Annotated in this window: 18 protein-coding genes and 4 pseudogenes; 14 read left to right on the top strand and 8 right to left on the bottom strand. The window is 38.6% G+C overall.

The genetic code is table 11. The features are described 5' to 3' along the window. Nucleotides 1-20 precede the first annotated feature (20 nt). A complete protein-coding gene (locus PGZ10_RS13605) occupies nt 21-623 on the top strand; it encodes a Type 1 glutamine amidotransferase-like domain-containing protein (RefSeq protein ID WP_055271744.1) in 603 nt (200 codons plus the stop codon). A 70-nt stretch (nt 624-693) separates the two neighbouring features. Further along, the gene (locus PGZ10_RS13600; protein ID WP_008392833.1) at nt 694-903 is read left to right on the top strand and encodes a DUF6219 family protein; all 210 of its coding nucleotides are present in this window, start codon (nt 694-696) and stop codon (nt 901-903) included. A gap of 106 nt (nt 904-1,009) precedes the next feature. On the opposite strand, the gene PGZ10_RS13595 is transcribed toward PGZ10_RS13600, so the two are convergent. Further along, nucleotides 1,010-1,423: a CpXC domain-containing protein gene (locus PGZ10_RS13595; RefSeq protein ID WP_270541654.1), complete on the bottom strand. Its 414-nt coding sequence runs from the start codon at nt 1,421-1,423 to the stop codon at nt 1,010-1,012. A gap of 33 nt (nt 1,424-1,456) precedes the next feature. Here PGZ10_RS13595 and PGZ10_RS13590 point away from each other — a divergent pair. Continuing rightward, a pseudogene (locus PGZ10_RS13590) lies at nt 1,457-1,822 on the top strand (FtsX-like permease family protein); the annotation flags it as partial. Nucleotides 1,823-1,981: 159 nt separating this feature from the next. Here the strand turns inward: PGZ10_RS13590 and PGZ10_RS13585 are convergent. Next, nucleotides 1,982-2,218, bottom strand: coding sequence for a DUF6061 family protein (locus PGZ10_RS13585; protein ID WP_117824044.1), 237 nt, complete (start codon nt 2,216-2,218; stop codon nt 1,982-1,984). Nucleotides 2,219-2,510: 292 nt separating this feature from the next. Between PGZ10_RS13585 and PGZ10_RS13580 the strand changes: the two genes are divergently transcribed. The 6 genes and pseudogenes from PGZ10_RS13580 to PGZ10_RS13555 form a co-directional block, all read left to right on the top strand. Continuing rightward, the gene (locus PGZ10_RS13580; protein WP_227084569.1) at nt 2,511-3,500 is read left to right on the top strand and encodes a LacI family DNA-binding transcriptional regulator; all 990 of its coding nucleotides are present in this window, start codon (nt 2,511-2,513) and stop codon (nt 3,498-3,500) included. Between the two features lie 193 nt (nt 3,501-3,693). After that, nucleotides 3,694-5,613, top strand: a complete 1,920-nt coding sequence (locus PGZ10_RS13575) for a PTS beta-glucoside transporter subunit IIBCA (protein ID WP_270541653.1) — start codon at nt 3,694-3,696, stop codon at nt 5,611-5,613. Nucleotides 5,614-5,634: 21 nt separating this feature from the next. Beyond that, nucleotides 5,635-7,077, top strand: coding sequence for a glycoside hydrolase family 32 protein (locus PGZ10_RS13570; protein ID WP_270541652.1), 1,443 nt, complete (start codon nt 5,635-5,637; stop codon nt 7,075-7,077). Between the two features lie 319 nt (nt 7,078-7,396). Beyond that, nucleotides 7,397-7,639 (top strand): hypothetical protein, encoded by a 243-nt coding sequence (locus PGZ10_RS13565; RefSeq protein WP_270541651.1) that lies wholly within the window; start codon nt 7,397-7,399, stop codon nt 7,637-7,639. Further along, nucleotides 7,626-7,814, top strand: a pseudogene (locus PGZ10_RS13560) (helix-turn-helix domain-containing protein); the annotation flags it as partial. The gene PGZ10_RS13565 and the pseudogene PGZ10_RS13560, both read left to right, overlap by 14 nt. A 160-nt stretch (nt 7,815-7,974) precedes the next feature. Beyond that, nucleotides 7,975-8,466: pseudogene (locus PGZ10_RS13555) on the top strand (site-specific integrase); the annotation flags it as partial. Between the two features lie 113 nt (nt 8,467-8,579). Here the strand turns inward: PGZ10_RS13555 and PGZ10_RS13550 are convergent. Together PGZ10_RS13550 and PGZ10_RS13545 are read right to left on the bottom strand one after the other, a co-directional pair. After that, complete coding sequence (locus tag PGZ10_RS13550) at nt 8,580-9,977, bottom strand: hypothetical protein (RefSeq protein ID WP_270541650.1); 1,398 nt, start codon at nt 9,975-9,977, stop codon at nt 8,580-8,582. Nucleotides 9,978-10,048: 71 nt separating this feature from the next. Then, nucleotides 10,049-10,426 (bottom strand): hypothetical protein, encoded by a 378-nt coding sequence (locus PGZ10_RS13545; RefSeq protein ID WP_270541649.1) that lies wholly within the window; start codon nt 10,424-10,426, stop codon nt 10,049-10,051. 110 nt (nt 10,427-10,536) lie between these two features. Between PGZ10_RS13545 and PGZ10_RS13540 the strand changes: the two genes are divergently transcribed. From PGZ10_RS13540 to PGZ10_RS13530, 3 genes and pseudogenes are all read left to right on the top strand, one after another. Further along, nucleotides 10,537-10,749, top strand: coding sequence for a helix-turn-helix domain-containing protein (locus PGZ10_RS13540; protein WP_004846074.1), 213 nt, complete (start codon nt 10,537-10,539; stop codon nt 10,747-10,749). Nucleotides 10,750-10,914: 165 nt separating this feature from the next. Next, nucleotides 10,915-11,058, top strand: a pseudogene (locus tag PGZ10_RS16860) (ATP-binding protein); the annotation flags it as partial. Between the two features lie 410 nt (nt 11,059-11,468). Then, nucleotides 11,469-12,530, top strand: a complete 1,062-nt coding sequence (locus tag PGZ10_RS13530; protein WP_270541647.1) for a Fic family protein — start codon at nt 11,469-11,471, stop codon at nt 12,528-12,530. Between the two features lie 34 nt (nt 12,531-12,564). On the opposite strand, the gene PGZ10_RS13525 is transcribed toward PGZ10_RS13530, so the two are convergent. From PGZ10_RS13525 to PGZ10_RS13515, 3 genes are all read right to left on the bottom strand, one after another. Then, a complete protein-coding gene (locus PGZ10_RS13525; RefSeq protein ID WP_270247274.1) occupies nt 12,565-12,696 on the bottom strand; it encodes a hypothetical protein in 132 nt (43 codons plus the stop codon). 278 nt (nt 12,697-12,974) lie between these two features. Continuing rightward, nucleotides 12,975-14,735 carry a diguanylate cyclase domain-containing protein gene (locus PGZ10_RS13520; protein WP_270541644.1) on the bottom strand — a complete coding sequence of 587 codons (1,761 nt, stop codon included), beginning with the start codon at nt 14,733-14,735 and terminating at the stop codon, nt 12,975-12,977. Between the two features lie 202 nt (nt 14,736-14,937). Next, entirely contained in the window at nt 14,938-15,696 is a 759-nt protein-coding gene (locus PGZ10_RS13515; protein ID WP_270541642.1) for a GntR family transcriptional regulator, read from the bottom strand. Nucleotides 15,697-16,111: 415 nt separating this feature from the next. Here PGZ10_RS13515 and PGZ10_RS13510 point away from each other — a divergent pair, with 415 nt between their 5' ends. Both PGZ10_RS13510 and PGZ10_RS13505 read left to right on the top strand, forming a co-directional pair. After that, nucleotides 16,112-16,873 carry a creatininase family protein gene (locus tag PGZ10_RS13510; protein ID WP_117824036.1) on the top strand — a complete coding sequence of 254 codons (762 nt, stop codon included), beginning with the start codon at nt 16,112-16,114 and terminating at the stop codon, nt 16,871-16,873. A 12-nt stretch (nt 16,874-16,885) separates the two neighbouring features. After that, nucleotides 16,886-17,962, top strand: a complete 1,077-nt coding sequence (locus PGZ10_RS13505; RefSeq protein WP_118219167.1) for a M42 family metallopeptidase — start codon at nt 16,886-16,888, stop codon at nt 17,960-17,962. A 175-nt stretch (nt 17,963-18,137) separates the two neighbouring features. Here the strand turns inward: PGZ10_RS13505 and PGZ10_RS13500 are convergent, their stop codons facing one another. After that, nucleotides 18,138-19,079 (bottom strand): TlpA disulfide reductase family protein, encoded by a 942-nt coding sequence (locus PGZ10_RS13500; protein ID WP_270541641.1) that lies wholly within the window; start codon nt 19,077-19,079, stop codon nt 18,138-18,140. Between the last annotated feature and the right edge of the window lie 22 nt (nt 19,080-19,101).

Below are 19,101 nucleotides of genomic sequence, written 5' to 3'. Positions count from 1 at the left end.
ATTTATAAAGGAGAATATTGATGAAACTATTTTTATGTTCGCACTTTTCAAGTGTAGGAAGTCTGATAAAGGAGGAAATTGAAAATAAGAAAGTCGCATTTATTCCAACAGCTTCACTGCGTGAAGGCTACACCGGTTATGTCGGCTCGGCTCGAAAATTATTCAAAAAGTTGGGAGCAATCGTAACTGAAATTGATATTTCAACGGAGGCTTATTCAACGATACAGTCTGTTTTTGAAGAAGCAGATGTGATATATTTTACCGGCGGAAATTCTTTCTTTCTTATGGACCAGCTCCGTAAAACGGGAACTGATGGGCTACTGAAAAAGGAATTGGCAAATGGAAAATTGATGATCGGCGAGTCGGCAGGCGCAATTATATGCGCTCCAAGCATCCAATATATCGAGCAAATGGATGAAAAGCCAGAGGACTACTCACAAGAAGATGATGCAGGGCTTGATTTGATTGATTTCTATGTTCTTCCGCATTATCTTACAGCACCATTTAAGAAAGTTACCGAGAAAATAATGACTGAGTTTTCGGATTTGAATCTATGCCCAATTAACAACCGTCAGGGAATTGTAATTGATGGTGAAGGTTCAAAGGTTATTTGCAAAGACTAATTTGAAAATTCTTGTTTGTATATATCTTTTAAAAGGTATATGATTAAGAAAAACGGCAGGAGGTATCTGAATGAAATCACATAAATATTGGTCTATCGGTGCACTGATTACAATGCTTGGAACTTTTTATACAGGTTATAAGGGATCAAAAGAAGGCCATAAGTACTTTGCAGCAAGTTCTTTGCTTTGCATGATTATGGCTATTTATACAGGACACAAGATGATTTCTGGTAAAAGTAGGAAGAAAAAAGAAGTTTCAGTAGAGAGTGTTGAAGATTAAAAAACAAAATATTTTAATAAATAACGCCGGTGCGGGATTTTTGATATCCAGTACTGGCGTTATTTATTCTACAGGGGCTTGGGGGGTGTAGCCACCAAATATATTTTTAATTTTCTTCTTCGGTAAGTTTGTTAAGGATCCACTCCCTATTGATAACAACATCCTCATCATCGCGGAGATCCTTGAAATCATCGCAGTGTGAAGAAGCAAATTCATACATATTGTCAATGTCAACTGCACCAGTAATCTCACTCTTATTAATGATTACAAGAATATTTGTTCCGTCGTCATCGACAGCAAAGCGCAGTTCATCAAATTCTTTATCAGGATCATTTTTGAGAATAGAATCTGTCACAAGTAATTTGACAAGTTCCATTATCCTGTCATCCTTACCAGCATCAAAGATCTGGATCTTTTCAACGAGCTGATTTGGTGACGTTACAACTCGGTTTAAGTACTTTTCAGTATGAAAATCAGCTAAAGCATTTTTTTCACAAAATATTTCACATGTCTTTTCCACTTCTGATTCCGGAACCAGATAAATCATGATAAGATCGGTTTTATGAATATGGCAAACACCATGATCATGAATATTACGACAAAAAAGCAGGAATATGGTGTATTACAGGCTGTGGGTATGACAAATAAACAATTAAATTTATGCCTGCAGCTACAGGGACTGATTTTTACGGTTGGCACCATATGCGTAGCACTTATCGTTGGTCTGCCACTCGGCTATGCACTTTTTTCCTATGCAAAACATAATGGAATATTTGGAATGAATGTCTATCATGTTCCAATTACACCAATTCTTGCTATGATTTTGCTGGTCGGTCTGTTGCAGATTGTGCTTTCCCTCGTTCTAAGCAGTAATCTGAAAAAAGAAACGCTGGTTGAAAGAATAAGGTATCAGGGATAGCAAGTATTGCTGGGATATCCTCAGTATCATAACAGGAATTAAAAGCACTTGGTTTCAAAAAGTTTTGTACTTTTGACAAAATGCAACCGATTTTTCATCAATTATAATAAATTTGATTAAGCAGCCTGTGTGTAATGAAGCATACAGGCTGCTTGCATTTTATAACTCTAATGAATCTTCTGTATCTACCCACATCTGTAAATTGCCCTCAAGATATAATCTCGCATATTCAAGTGGTTCATCGACTGCAAGTGAAGTCAATGCACAGTCTGATCCGGGTGTGGTTTTTAAATCCTTTTCGGCTTCCCAGCAGTCAATGCGAAGCATATAGCCAACATTTGTATAAATGTCAATGCTGTTTCGTTGTGGATTGTATTCTGCAAATATTGTTCTCATCGTATCCCATCTCCTTATCATTTAATCAATCATTAGTATATGGTCAGAGAATGAAGAAAAACCGGAATTCACGAACAGGATTCCGGTTTTTTAGCTGCCATAGGATGCAAGATAAGCTGTCACTGGCAGGTTCTTTGTGTGAATCCTCTATTTCGGACAAGAGATAATTTGACAGGAAATTTCAAAGAAGAGTATAATACATATTAAGACATTTTGAATCGGCATGTGTCCGGAAGAAGCTGTCACTGGCAGGTTCTCTGTATTATAAATAGACGCTATGGGGGAAAATAATTTGGAAAAAAAACTGACAATAAATGATATAGCCCAGATGTCCGGTGTGGCAAAAAGTACTGTATCAAGATATCTGAACGGGGGAAGCGTCAAAGATGCAACGGCCCAGAAGATAAAAAAAATCATCGAAGAAAATAATTATGAGCCGAATCTGTTTGCAAGGCTGAATGCAAAAGAGAGCCGGATCATAGGACTTACGGTACCTGGATTTAACTCGATAACAACACCGAGACTTGTAGAAGTAATCGTTGCCTATCTTAAGAAAAATGATTATACACCTCTTATCATGCATACGGAAAATGATATCGAAGAAGAAATACGCTGTATCGAACGGCTGAAGAATATGAATGTAGATGGAATTATGGTTCTTGCGACGGGAAGCACAAAAGAATACGAAGAAGCAGTAAAGAAGTTAAAAATTCCAATCCTGTTTCTTGGACAACGCTTCCCGGGAGAGAATTCTGTCATTAATGATGATTACAATGCAGGATATGCGGTGGGTAATTATATCGGACAACGTAAGTTCAAGGAGATTTATATGCTCTGGGTACCTGAAGATGACCCGGCAGTAGGAGGAGAACGACGCCATGGAGTGATCGATGGACTTATGTCCTGTGAGAAAAAGCCAAAAGAAGTCATAGAGACAACGTTCTTTTATGAAAATGCAATTGAAAATGTACAGAAATTTGTAGATCATATGAAGACACCGGCGGCAGTCGTATGCGCAACAGACCGTATCGCATTTGGCGTGTACAAAGTAATGTCAGAGAAAGGTATACGGATACCGGAAGAAGTATCCGTGGTAGGATTTGGCGATTACGAAGCAGGAGAACTGTTACAGCCGCCACTTACGACGGTAAAATTTGACTGGAAGAACTGGGGGGAGATCAGTGCTGAGTCGATGATCCAGATGATTTTAGGAAAGCCGGTAAGCCCGCTTCAGGTCAACCCGTATAAAATTATAGAAAGAAAAAGTGTAAAAGAGAACTGAGAATCAGGCGGATCTGTCAATTTGACAGACCCGCTTTTGTGCAATATAGACAAATTTAGATATCAATTTTTGGAACCGTTTCCAAAAATGAAATTGCAGTGACGTTTTGTGTTGACATACAAAAGCTGATGTATATAATAAAAACATGGGAACGGAACCGGTTCCAAAACAAAGCAATACAAGGAGAAGAGAAATGGGAAAGAACAATGAGTATCTGGAAATATCAAAACAGATCGTAGCCAATATTGGTGGAATGGATAATATCCAGGGAACAGCACACTGTGCAACCAGACTCAGGATCGTATTGAAAGATAATGATCTTGCAGATATTGAAAAACTGGAAGATATCGACAAAGTAAAAGGTGCGTTCATAGCAGGTAATCAGTTACAGCTGATCCTGGGAGCTGGAACAGTGAATGATGTATATGAGGTATTTGCCGAGTATACGAATACACAGAATATGTCACTGGGAGATCTGAAGGAAGAAAGTGCGAAGAGGCAGAATCCACTTCAGGCAGTGATCAAAGCGTTATCTGATGTATTTATCGGAATCATGCCGGCACTTCTTGCAGCAGCCCTTCTGATGGGAATTACAAGCGTCCTTGGCGGACTTGAAGTAGTAAAGACACATGATACCTTATATGCGATCAACCGGCTGGTAAGTCTTGCGTCTACAGGTATCTTTGCAATCCTTCCAATGGCAGTATGCTATTCAGCCGTAAAAAGATTTGGCGGGAATCCAGTTCTTGGTATGGTAATCGGAGCAATCATGTTAGACAGTTCTCTTGCCAATGCTTACCAGGCTGCACAGGGAACCGTTGATATAGAAGTTATCCGTCTGTTCGGACTGAAGATTGAGATGGTAGGATTCCAGGGAGGAATCATCATCGCGCTTATGATGGGATTTGTAGTTGCAAAACTGGATAAATTCTTCAATAAGGTAATTCCGGATGTAATCAAGCTTCTGGTTGCACCAATGCTGACAGTATTTATCTCTACGGTATTACTTTTTACACTTGTAGGTCCGGCAGGACGAATTCTTTCTAATGGAATCACAGACGGACTGATGTGGAGTACAGAACATCTGGGAGCATTCGGGTATGCGTTATTTGCCGGAGTTCAGCAGATCGTAGTTATCACAGGTCTTCATCACATTATCGGTGCGGTAGAAGCACAGCTTATTGCATCGACAGGAACAAACTTTTTAAATCCACTGATGTCTGTAGCTTTATTTGGACAAAGTGGTGCGGTACTTGGTTATCTTTCCCTGAACTGGAAGAACTTAAAAGCCAGAGAGCTTTGTATTCCAAGTTTCTGCTCGACATTATTTGGTATCAGTGAACCGGCAATCTTCGGAGTAAACTTACGTTACAAGTTTCCACTGATCGGTGGATGTATCGGTGGTGCAGTTGCAGGTGCATATGTATACTATTCAAAGCTTACTGCTCTTGGATTCGGTACAACTGCACTTCCTGGAATGGCAATTTCTAATCCGGCACATCACGGGTACATTAACTACATCATTGCACATGCAATCGCGATTACGATTGGATTTGTATGTACAGTCATCTTTGGAAAAATGTGGTCAGCACCGGATAAGAATAAAAATGACAAAAAGAACGATACAAAAGAAAATGATACAACAAAGACAGTTATTACAGAAGAGCCTGGTGCAGTCTATGCAGCAGCAGAGGGAACAGTAAAAGATATCGAAGCATCGACAGATCCGACATTTGCAAACAAGGTACTTGGAGACGGTGTCGTTATCTTTCCGGAAGACGGAACCGTTATGGCACCATGTAAGGCAACCGTATCACTCGTATATCCAACCGGACATGCAATCGGACTTACAACTGCAGATGGAGCAGAGATCCTGATTCACTGCGGGGTAGATACCGTCAATATGAACGGTGAAGGATTTGAGACACTTGTAAAAGAAGGACAGGAAGTAACAGCAGAAGAAGCACTTATCAGATTTGACATCGACCTGGTGAAGAAGCATGGATACTCTCCGGAGATTCTTGTTATCTTCACAGAGCTTCCGGAAGGAAAGACCATCAAAACAGAAGAAAAACATATTGCAAAAAATGATAAGATGGCTGAAATCGTGTAAGGATAAGGTGGACAGGAACAGATGAACAAAGAGACATATTTAACAGAATATCCGAAGCATGAAAGTATGAGGGAGAATGTAAAAAAAGATAAAAACAGACTTCACTTTCATATGATGCCGCCGACAGGCTGGATGAATGATCCGAATGGTCTGTGTGAATTTCAGGGTGTGAATCATATTTATTTCCAATATACACCATTTCTTGCCGGATGGGGAACGAAGCTTTGGGGACATTACACAACAAAGGATTGGATTCATTATAAAGAAGAAGAGCCGTTCCTTTATCCGGACGAAGAATGGGACAGAGACGGTGTATATAGCGGATCAGCCTATACCTGTGAAGATGGAATTCACTATTTTTACACAGGAAATGTAAAACTCTGGGATAAAGATTATGATTATATCATGAATGGACGGGAACAGAATACGATTCACGTATTCAGTCCGGATGGAAAGAATATTGCATACAAGAAGCTTGTAATGACCAATGATGATTATCCGGTGAATATGTCCAAGCATGTCAGAGATCCAAAAATCTATAAAAAAGACGGCCGTTATTATATGATCCAGGGAGGCCGTGATGCGGAATCTGATGGCTGTGCACTTTTGTTTTGTTCCGACGATCTGGAACACTGGAAATGGTACGATACGGTGCGGACAGCAAAGCCATTTGGTTATATGTGGGAATGCCCGGATCTGTTCGAGATTGACGGCCAGCAGATTATGACATGCTGTCCACAGGGAGTAGATCAGAAGGGATATGATTACCAGAATGTGTACCAGTGTGGATATTTTCCGGTAGAGTTTGACCTGAAGAACAAATCATACAGCTTTGGAAAATTTCAGGAATTTGACAAAGGATTTGACATCTATGCGACACAGACATTTGCAGATGAAGCGGGTAGAAGAATCCTGATTGGCTGGATGGGGATTCCGGATGCAGATTATGATAATGATGCAACGGTTGCATATGACTGGATCCATGCACTTACCATGCCAAGAGAACTGGAATGGAAAGATGGAAAGATCTTACAGCATCCATTAAAGGAGATGAAAGATCTGCGTAAAAATGCATTTACCTGCGAGCTGGAAGCATTTACAAAGTGGGCGCCTGCGGACTGCTGTTTTGAACTGAGACTTGACGTGGAAGAAGCAAAAAATCTGGAGCTTAATCTTCGTGAAGATGTTACAATAAGCTGGAAGGACGGGCTTTTTACCTTATCGATGGGAGAAAGCGGACGTGGAAGAAAGCAGCGCTTTGCTAAGGTGGAAGAGCTTTCGGATATTACCATCTTTTCGGATACATCAGCCATTGAGATATTCATTAATAACGGGGAAACAGTTCTGACAACAAGAGTATATAGTGAACATCTTGAACAGAAAGTAGAGCTTGTATCCAGAGAGGTAAAGGGAAGCGTTCATGGATATGAACTTGGATCATTCGAGGTTGAATATAAAAAATAGATTCCGGACTGCATAAGATATAACAGGTGAATATACGGAAAAGAAAATAAAAATGTGGACAGGTTCCTGAAAAAAGAGGTGCCAGTCCACATTTTTTATACCATAGTATGCAAGAGATGCTGTCAGTGGCAAGTTTTATGTATTGCCATGCATTTGTAAGAAGTAGCAGGTGGCAAGTTTTTTGTATCTGACTTTGTACTAGCATATTAGCAAAGAGAAAATTGCAAAATGTATAAAACAGAGATATTATTATAAAATAAGAATCTGTTATGGAAGATGTGAAATATCAGATAACAGGATATATGGAGTGAAGGTGGTTATGAAAAGTAAAGACAGTAAGATTTCTAAAATAGCAAGAATGCTGATGATGCTTTTAACAGTGATCCTGATCGCCCTGTTTTTGACGATCATGATTCTGGTCAGTAAGATACAAGGGACGGCGCGAGTGGTGAATTATGCTGGCCTGGTCCGGGGAAAGACCCAGCAGATCATCAAGCTGGAGGATGCAAAAGAACCGCAGGATGAGATGATTGCATCGGTAGCCTCTTTCAATGGGATTTGAATCGAAAGATGAATATAATGAGATTATGTTTCTCAGGGAGATCACGCATACTGTCAACGCATTTAACGATATGGCAGATGTGATAAGACTCTATTCTAAAAAACCAGAAACAGCAGAACAAAGGCTTGCCAATCTTTTATCCGAAGTTATGTATGAGGATTCTGAATCGGTATAGTAAGACAACCGGAGTTATGATACAATGAGCACAAGCGAGTCAGGCTGTTCACAGATTTGACGAGTGGCGAATTGGCTTATGGACTTGTCCATAAGATGCCTACACGCAAGAAGCATTTCAACAGTTCCGATTGTCTGATATCGAAAGGAGACATACGATTATGGCAAAAGGATCTGTTAGAAAAAAAGGAAAGAAATGGTACTATCGCTTCTATGTAGAAGATGCAAGCGGTAAAATGGTTCAGAAAGAATATGCTGGAACCGAAAGTAAAAGTGAGACGGAAAAACTTCTCCGCAAAGCACTGGAAGATTATGAAAACAAGAAGTTTGTCGCAAAGGCAGACAGCCTTACGGTAGGGGAACTTCTGGATATGTGGGCGGAAGAAGAACTGAAAACCGGAACACTCAGTAATGGCACAGTGGAAAATTACCTTGGTGCAATCCGATGTATCAAGAAACACCCGATTGCAGAACGCAAACTGAAAACAGTTACCGCAGAACATTTACAGAGTTTCCTTGACCTGCTTACATTCGGTGGCGAGTTTCCAGACGGAAAGGTGCGAAAAGGATACAGTAAAGATTATATCCATTCTTTCTCCGCAGTGTTACAGCAGTCATTCCGTTTTGCAGTATTTGCAAGGTTTGTGACCTTTCAAGTCCTCTATATAGCATGGTTGGATTTGATACCGTCCGTTCTGTCAAGGACTGCCCTACGGCGTATCGGCTTCGCCTTGTTCCTTGACATCACTTGGAAACAAAAATAGAATTATATTAAGGACTTTTCCTTCAATCGTTCCCTAATATGTATTTCAGTTAATGGTTCATCAAAATCAACAGTTAATAATGTCACTCCCTTTTCACGACATATTCTTGCTTTTCTGGAATCATGTTCCTTTTGCTTTTTTAACTGTTTTTCACCACCCCAATGTTTGATTGGATTATAGTGTTGCTGTCCTTGATATTCTATTCCAAGTTTAATTGCATCAATATAAATATCTAATTCTAATCCCTCTAACCATTTAGGACGATAATGTGTTTTAACTTCATAGTTAGAATAAATAGTTTTAATAATATTAGCTAAAGTTGTTTCACTAACCCATGATTCACCTACATTTTTAAAACCAAATTCTTTTCTCACCGTGTTTTCAATACTTTTCTCAAATTCTCTTCTTGCTTCTTTAGCTTGTATATACAAAATGTCAGAGCTTGGATTAGTTTCACTTTGTTCACTGGCTAATATAAACTTATCCCAATATTTTAGTATATTTTGAGGACATTTATCTCTAAGTATTAATTGTTTTTGTATATTAACATGTCCTTCTAACATATAGTCAATGCCATATTCTAAATACCGTTGTCGAATATACCAACCATATTGCCTTCTGAACGCAGTTCCATACATTGCTGAACAATATTCTTCTTGTGGTAATTTTCCATTGCATTTGTGACATATTTTGCTTTCAAATTTGAATAAAGAGAGTGGATTTCCTGAATTTTTTGATGTTATTTCTTCTATAAGTTTTGGAAATTCATCCGTTCTTAATACTATTTTTTCGCCTTGATGTCCAAAAATTTCTTGTCTTTTCTTTTCTAGAGCTATATAATTTTGTATAGCTTGTTTTTCACAATCACAAAAATAAATATCCTTAGATTCTCTAGATTTTTTAAAAGCGAAAAATCCTCCATATAAATCGGGGTATAAAACATAAGGAAATGGCAAATCTTCTAACGGTTCTTTTGGAATATACTCATAAAATGCATAGGGGTTGATTAATTCACTATATTCACCTGCATTTGCTTCTAAAATCTTCTTAAAATGCCACAAATCCGTTTTAGTTTCAAATTTTTTCCCATTTAATAGTATAATGACATTTTTCCACTTTCGAATTTTAGAAATTATATATTCAACAAAAATTGTATTATCAATATATTCTTGAATGGTATTTATAGTAAAAGAATGAGATCCATTATTTTCCGTATAATTAGGTAATGTTTTAGCTTTGTCAATTATATCATCGTAATATTTCGATTTAGTTTTTTTAAATTCGACATAAACGATATTACTATTTGATAATTTTTCAGTGTTCCAAAATCCATCTAAACTGCGCTCTGGTATTTGAGTGCTTTCATCATATCCTTCTATAGATAAATCCAAAAAATTCATAATGTACTCCTTGCTTTAATTTATATGCCTATTGTAACATATTAACAATATCTCCTGTATACCACCACAAATTATTCACCACAATTTTTTATTTCTAATTTTCCATCATCTAATGTATACACAATTTGTAATGCCATACAATTATATTGATAATGCCATTCAGTATTATATACTGATATAATCATTTCATTCGGCTTCCCTGTAATATCATAGGAAAAGCGAACATTTCTATACTTATTTTTAACAGCCTTTTCAATGAGTTCTTCTACATATTTTTCTTTGTCCAAGATAAACAGTTTATTAGCAATGACATCGAATTCTTGTTTATAAAAAGCACCAGACGTGCTGACCATAGTGTTAACAGCTTGTTCTTCATGTCCGTATTGTAAATATCCCAGAAAAGCAATAATACATATCAATATCCCCATAATAATATAGCTTTTTTTCATACAACACCTCTCAAGCTAGTGTTCGTATACGAACACTGTTATAAACGCTATTTTACGCTAATAATAATTACATAGCAAGGAATTATGAAAGCAAGCGGAAAATTCATGAGATGATTAAATACGATAAATTATGGGAGACAATGAAAGCCAAAGGCATTTCACAATATGATTTATATACGCATTATCATATGAACCGTTCTCAGCTGAACAGGTTAAGACATAATCAGAATGTTGAAGTAAATACAATTGATAAGCTGTGTAATATATTGGATTGTAATGTGGAAGATATTATGACACACTATCCAGACGATAATGTATTTTAGAGGAGATATGAAGTGATGCATGAAAAAGATGATACCATGCTGAACGATTTCTCCTTTCTTGTTTTTTATTTTTACCACCTATGTTGTCAAAAGGTAGTCAAATGTAGTCAAAACTCAATTGAAAAAATGCTTATTTTACGGGGATTGCGAGTATTTCTCATAGGGTTCAATTCTCTGCGTAATATCCCGGACTCTTTCAAGAAGATCGTCATTGTAAATGGCAGCAAAAAGCCTTGGAGAAATGATGAAGGTTTTGTCATCATGGGAATGAAGTATTTCTTGCTGAATGCGAATAGTCTGGAATTTTAAGTCGATTTGAGTTGTTGCTGTGGTGTTATTCTATTTCAAAAAAGAGTAAAATGATATAAATAAGGCCACGGCTGATTTCATGTTGGAACAGCCGTGGCTCAGTTTATTTTTTTATCCGTACAAACGAGACTGTTCCGCAGATTATGTAGAACAGACAGAGTACGATTCCGATAGTGAGAACATACTCCAACTGCACGGTTACTGTTGCTGATGAAGTCGATCCGGAACTTCTGGCAAAAGTATTGGCAAATCCAGAGATGCGGGCGTTGCTCAATTAGCTGGCAAAGACGATGAAGTAATAAATTCTATATCCAAATGAGTATATTTATTGTGCATATGGGAAATTTATCTCCATCAAATCTATTGAAATCTCCATCATTTAGCATTAAAATGATGGAGATAAATTCAAAATGAAGGAGATTTCAATGAAAAATTTTGATTATATTACAAATCCTGCGAAGTTGCTGACACCTGAAATTGTTCAGATGGTTGGCAGTATTCATGAGCATAAAGGTAAACAGGAATTATTTCTGGAAGCAAACATAGATGAACTGAAAACACTTCTGGAAGTTGCTTTAATTCAAAGTACGGGAGCATCTAACCGAATTGAAGGTATATTTACAAGTGATAAACGTTTGGAAGAACTGGTAAGTCAGAAAGCAGAGCCACGTAATCGGTCTGAACAGGAAATTGCCGGCTACCGTGAAGTGCTGGCTACGATTCACGAAAGTTATGAATATATCACTCCAAGACCAGACATTATTTTACAGTTACATCGTGATTTATATTCTTATTCCCAAGGAAACATCGGTGGTACCTATAAGAATTCAGACAATGTAATTGCAGAAACCGATGCCGAGGGACACCAGAAAGCTCGTTTTATTCCAGTTCCAGCTTTTCAGGCTGCAGAAACAATAGACGAACTTTGCGCTCATTTTCTTGAAGCATGGGAAGCAAATCTCATTGATAAACTGATTTTAATTCCCATGTTCATTCTGGATTTTCTGTGTATTCATCCTTTCAATGATGGAAATGGTAGAATGAGCCGTCTGTTGACTTTATTGTTGTTCTATAAGGCTGGATATATCGTTGGAAAGTATGTCAGCATGGAAATGCTGATTGAAAAAACGAAAGAAACATATTATGAAGCTCTTCAAGCAAGTTCTGTCGGTTGGCATGAGGATGAAAACAGTTATGAGCCTTTTGTTAAGTATTATTTAGGTATTATGCTGAAAGTATACAATGAATTTGAAAACCATGTAGAACATTTGAAGTATCATAATCTTTCCAAGCCGGATAGAATTAAGGCGGTGATTGATAATAAGGTCGGTAAGATAACGAAGAAGAAAATTATGGAACTATGCCCTGACATAAGTAAGGTTACCGTTGAAAGAACACTGACGGATTTAGTTAAAAGTGGGTATATCGCAAAGGTCGGTGCAGGTCCATCCACCGGTTATGTCCGTATTTGAAAAATTATTTTCAAATAAATTACTTGTTTTGCTTTTAATTTCGATAAGAAGCATGTTCTTCTTTTACGGCCTGTAATTCGTCAGGATGCGATGCTAAATGAATGATAGCATTCCCCATAACGAGAGCTCCTGTTTTCATTCCATTTTCACCAAATAATTCGCTCATTTATTTCGCAAGCACCCATTCCAAGCAAAATGAAAATCTTTAAACTTTGGTTTCAACAGTTGTAATACGTAAGAATCTTCCATAATCTGTATCCTCTCTTAATCCCTAAGATCACAAGCACTTTCCAGTCATGCTTACTTTTGCTGTTGCTCACTCAGCAATAGTTAGTTTAACCGTTTTCCTTATTCTATCGCAGTATCATGTTATTCTTCCATCAGTTTTCAAACCAAGTATTAATATGAAAATAGATCATACGCTCTCTTTTTTGCAATATTTTATTATCTTGCGAATTTATCATTGTAACGAATATGCATATCTTTCCAATCCATGAACAATACGTAAAATACCTTTCCGTATTGCGGGTTCTCTACAATTCTTCCATGATCAAACACAGAAAAATAAGTTCCGTCAGCTTTTCGAAGATGGAAGTGAATATAGTCATTTTCATTACCACTGTCAATCTGTTCCCAGATACTTGATTCTATCTGTTGCTGTTCATCTTCCCGGATCAAGTTGCGAAAACTTTTCTTAGTAAGTCTGAACAGTTCATCTATATCTTTATATCCTGACATATGAAGAAATTCATCATTTGCAAAAAATAGTTCATCATCTTCTTTGTCAGCCCTGTATATGATGAATGCACCTGGAAGATGTTCCGCGATATCCTTGAATGCGAATCCAAGCTGTTTGCGGGCACCTGACCGAAATCCTTCTCTGTAGACCATACATCCATTTTTTCCATGAAGCTTTATTTCATAAAGAGCGGCATCTGCGCAGCGCATGAGTTGTGAACGATTGGATGCAAATGTTGGATATTCTGCATATCCTAGAGAAATATAAAATGCATGTTCCTTACCATGGTATGAGAATGATTTAGGAAGTTTGGTGAATTTCTGCAGCTGTATATCTGCTTCTGCAAAGGTACAATTTGGTAAAAGAATGCAGAATTCGTCACCACCATTTCTTCCAAGTAATGCATCGGATGGGAAAAAAGTCTTCATGCTGTCTGCAAGATTCTTTAATGCCCTGTCTCCGTAATTATGTCCATAGATATCATTAATAAACTTGAAATCATCGATATCAAGGAGCGCAGCCACAAAATGTGCTTTTGGATTTTTTTGAATCATTTTTTCTGCAAATTCATCAAATCCATAGCGGTTATAAATATTTGTAAGAGAATCTGTGCGCGCCAGTATCTGAAACTTTTTCTTATGTTCTTTTGCTACTAACCATACTCTGGTAAGAACTGACAGGAGAAGGCTTATTGTAAGAAATATTCCGATGATGATTATCAATAATGTGGCATTTCTCCATCCACTTTTAGGAGTTACTTCAAATTTCCAGTTTTCATCTCCTATTGTAAATGTATAAGAAACAGGACGATTTATTTGCCCATCTGATTGATAAACCACTTTATAAGTATCACTCCATGGAGCGTCTGTTTTTGAAATTTTGTATTCGTATCCAAAATTTGAAAGTGCACTGATTGAATCTGAAAAAATATCCGGAACACGCAGGATAACAATAGTAAATCCCCAGAAATACTCATGTCCGTTTTTATCTTTCAGGTATACGGGATTGCGGACTGCAATTCCATATCCTCCCTGTTTTAATTTGAAGGGTCCCTGCGTAATGATTGTATGGTGGTCTCTTGCGTAACAGGAAATTTTTCCGCGGTCTTTATCATGGATCAAATCAATCTTACCTGCCTCCTTTTCATTAGTCGGATAAATATCTGTAACAACACCATTAGGAGCGAGCTGTACACTTTCAATAGAATCAGACATAAGATTTCCTGCAATTGTTTCAAACTGATGGATTTCGCCATCTTCACTTATTAAGATTTGCTTCAAGGTATCTGTGATCTCAATTCCATTTGTAATTTCATTCTTTATTCGTTCGTCATAGGTGGCTACGTTTAATTGTGCTGTTATGTGTCTCTGCTCTTTTTCGTGGGTGTCTGTTTTGTATACAATCAAACTAACAAAGCATATGCCCAGTAAAAAAATAATAAGAGGCACAAGTGTTTTCTTTTTCACTTGGTTCACCTCATTTTGTCCATGGAAATTATTATAATAAAGCATTATATCACAGAAGTTGAAAAACAGAATAAGTTTTATGAAAAAACGGACTGTGCATAATCCTTATACATGAAATGAAAGAAATCCTTGCTGATGAAGTCGATCCAAAAGACAAAAGAAACATATTATGAACCCCTCAAACCATTATCAATGAAACGAATCAAAAGCTCTGTTCTTTCATGAGTGAAAGTCTGTATACACGTCTGCCGGTTTCTTCATAATGCTGATCCAGAAGATCACAGGTTGTCTGGAGATCGTTAATCCGGATGGCCTCCAACAGACATTGGTGTGTCCATACTGCAGCACTTCCGTTATAAGAGGTATTTTGATCCGGTGTGTTTGGTTCTAAGCATTTGGCATTCTGAAGCGTTTCAGCATCTCCGCTTAACTGTCCAAAGCGATTAGCATTTTGAACCGAGAGGAACATGGCACCATTCAGTGGACTCAGCAGCTCCCACATTTTGGTCAGTCGGTTAAGCTGGGCAGAGCGAATGATCTGCAGGTGGAATGTCTCATCTGCACGAACAGCCTTCATAGTATTGCCTTCGAGAATAGCCTTTCGAAATTCTTCAATACTGGCTTCCATTATCATGAGACTATAGTCACTGATAAGGCAGTTGCTTTTTTGGATTGCCAGTTTTTCAAGGCTGCCGCGCAGAAAAAAGACTTCATAAGCGTCTTGTGGAGAAAGCAGTGCGACTGTACATCCTTTGTTAGGACAGTAATCGACTAAACCTTCGACGGCAAGCTGTCGGAGCGCTTCGCGCACAGGACCTCGGCTGAGTCCGAATTTCTTGGCAATTTCAGCCTCTACCAGTTTTTCTTGAGGCTGAAGGATCCCATTGATGATCTGCTCCCGCAGAGATTCAAGAACAATTTCTGATGTAGTAGTATTTGATATTTTTCGTTGTTTCTGCATATTTACCTCATAAAATTTTCAGAATAAGTATCCGTTTTCAATAGGTGCACTTGGTTCGTAGTAGAACATACCGCCAATTTTTCGCATGTTTCATTTCCTTACTCATTAATAGAAAAGATTACACGGATGTCTTTTGTCCATTAGCAAAAAACTTATTATAATTATAGTGGATTGTTAACAAAAACGAAAGTATTATTTCCGTTGTTAACATTAAATTGAAATTGTTGACAATCCTATTAGCCTAGACTATACTTGTTTTATCAAGAGTGACTCGAAAATTCTGCATTGTCAGAAAAAGTAAATCCTAAAAAGGAACAGAAGGCAACGCAGTAATTGATGGTTGTCGGACTGTCTGGTTTCCGAATAGTCCGATTTTCAGCAGAGAAGAATAATTATTATAGGAAGGAGAGAAATTATGAGACTTACAAATTTGACTTGGCCGAAAGCCCAGGAATATTTTGAAAAGAATGATATGGTACTTATTTCTATCGGCAGTATTGAGTGTCACGGTCGTCACATGCCACTTGGAACCGATACACTGATTCCGGAGCATTTGTTGGAAAAAATCGAGAAGAAGAGTGATGTTTTGATTGCTCCGACCATTCCATATGGTTCCTGCCAGTATTTAGCTCCGTATCCAGGTACAATTGATATTGACAATGAGGTACTCTATCAATTTTGCCGTCAGATTTTTCTGAGTCTGTATCGTCACGGCGCAAGAAAATTCGTTTTCCTGAACGGACATGGCGGAAACATCAAGATGATTGAACGCCTTGGCATGGAATTCGAAGATAAGGGCTGTCTGGTGGCTATGCTTAACTGGTGGCTGATGGCATGGGATATGAACCCGGCGTGGAAAGGCGGCCACGGCGGTGGTGAGGAAACAGCGGCGATTCTTGGAATTGATCCGTCTTTAGTTGATAAGAGTGAGATAGGCGGTGAACTCCAGTTTAAGCACCTGTCTGAAAATCTGAAGACAACCGGTTTCTGTTCTGTTGAGTTCAAGGGAGTTAACGTTGATATTATACGCAATACTCCGCATGTAACAGACAACGGCTGGATCGGACCGGATCATCCGAATACCGCTACAGAAGAGTGGGGCAAGGAGATGCTTGAGACCACAGCAAACTATATTGTTGATTTCATGGAAGAATTCAAGAAAATAAAACTTTCATAAAGAGGTGTCAGAATGGATAAAAAAACAACGCTTGAAATGATTGCAGCAATTTCAAATGCAAACGGTACATCCGGTTTCGAAGATGAAGTGGTTGCAGCAATTCGTCCTTACGCAGAAGGACTCGGAGAAATTACAGAAGATCGCATGCGCAACCTGTATATCCGCCGTAAAGAAAATAACGGCAAACGTCCGGTTGTTCAGCTTGACGCACATAGTGATGAGGTTGGGTTTATGGTGCAGGCTATCTGCCCGAACGGAACTCTCCGCATCATTCAGGTCGGAGGTTGGGTTAACCATAATATTCCGGCTCATAAAGTCTTGGTTCGCAACCGGTTCGGAGAATATATTCCGGGACTTACTGCCAGCAAGCCTCCGCATTTCATGACAGAGCAGGAGCGTAAAGCTCCTCTGGATATGAAAGATATCACGGTTGATGTTGGCGCTGTTTCTAAAGAAGAGGCGGTTGAAAAATTCGGCATTCGTATCGGTGAACCGGTAGTGCCGGATGTGACATTTACATATTCAGAAACCACCGATCTGATGGTGGGCAAGAGCTTTGACTGCCGTCTGGGATGTGCGGCAATTCTTAAGACCATGCATACCCTGGCTGGTCAGGATCTGAATGTAGATATTGTTGGTGCTTGTGCAGCACAGGAAGAGGTTGGTGTGCGCGGTGCCACCGTGACAACACAGGTAATTAAACCGGATATCGCAATTGTTTTTGAGGGATGCCCGGCAGATGATACCTGCGTTGAGTCGTATATGGTTCAGACAGCTATCAAACGAGGACCGATGCTGCGTCACATTGATGCCCGTATGATCACCAATCCGCATTATCAAAGATATGCACTGGATCTGGCAGAAAAGCTTGGTATTCCGGTTCAGGATGCAGTTCGTAGTGCCGGTTCAACAAATGGTGCAGCTATACATTTGTCTGAAAAAGCGGTTCCGGTTATCGTTATCGGAGTTCCGGTTCGCTATGCACATACACATTACGGAATTTCAGCTTATGCTGATTTTGATAATGCGGTTAAGCTGGCATGTGAAATTCTTAAAAGACTTGACGAAGAGCAGATTATGAGTTTTTAAATACAATACATTAAAAAATTCTGGATTTTATGCAGGAGCTGAGATAAGCAGAAACTGCATAAAATCCATTTTTTATCTTCGTTGAAAAGATTTCGGGTGAGATAACACTAGTGGTCTGCCCCAAATGTGCTCAACCTTTGTCAGCCTCATTTAGCATACATCTTCAGTAAATGAATTATTTCTGGTCAAGTACGGACTGGATCTGCTTCATCAGCTGATCGTAGTTTAACTGATCGTCAATGCCACCCATGAAAGGTTCCCCAACGATATTTCCGTCTTTATCTACAAGAACGGTTGTAGGGAATGCCATAATGTTTCCTGCATATTTTCCAACTGTTGAATTAGAATCGAAAGTCAGGTTCTTGTAGGAAGCGCCTTGAGCTTTCAGGATTTCTTTTGCCTCTTTAATTCCGGCTTCATTGTTGTCTAAAGTATCCGTGTTGATACCAACAACTTCGCCACCCATTTCTTTGAGTTTCTCATTTAATTCATTCAGCTTAGAGAGCTCTCCGACACATGGCTTGCATCCGCTGAACCAGAAGTTTACAACTGTAACTTTGTTTTTAGCGAAAAGACTGTCATCTACATCGTTTCCATCCAGATCTTTTCCTTTGAAACCTTTGAATACAGCTGTGGATTCGTCTGATTTGGAGGAAGAACTGTCAGAGGAATCGGATGCAGCAATCTCTTTCTCAAGCTTGGCAATTTCTTCTTCAATTCCGCGGATTGTCTCGATGTCTTTGCACAGAGTTTCATATTCTTCTTCAGAGAAAGAGTCTTTGTTAGATTCCACTGTGCTTGCGAGGGAATCAGCATAGTTTTCGCTCATGGCATCACCGGCAGCGTTCTTGTTCATAAGACCAAAGGCTTTGTCCCATGCATCTTTGTGATCAGCAAAAAGCTGGTTTTCCTGCTGGTAAAGGTCATCCCGTTTTTTGTTCAGCTCGTCTGCGCTGCCCGTTTCTGTTGTGGAAGAAGATTCCTGTTTTGTGTTTGTATTGTCTGTTGAGGAGGAATTTCCGCAGCCTGTAAACGCAAAAAGTACAGAAATGGCAAGGGATGCAGCAATTACCTTTTTTAATTTCATTGAGTTTGTTCTATGTGTTTTGTTTTTCATGAGTTTAAATCTCCTTTTCAAT

It is taken from the genome of Coprococcus sp. AF102-57 (assembly GCF_027686195.1).
GTDB classification, from domain to species: Bacteria; Bacillota; Clostridia; order Lachnospirales; family Lachnospiraceae; genus Allocoprococcus; species Allocoprococcus comes.
The sequence above is the reverse complement of the archived record's forward strand: the minus strand, read 5'-3'. Positions and strand labels throughout refer to the sequence as shown.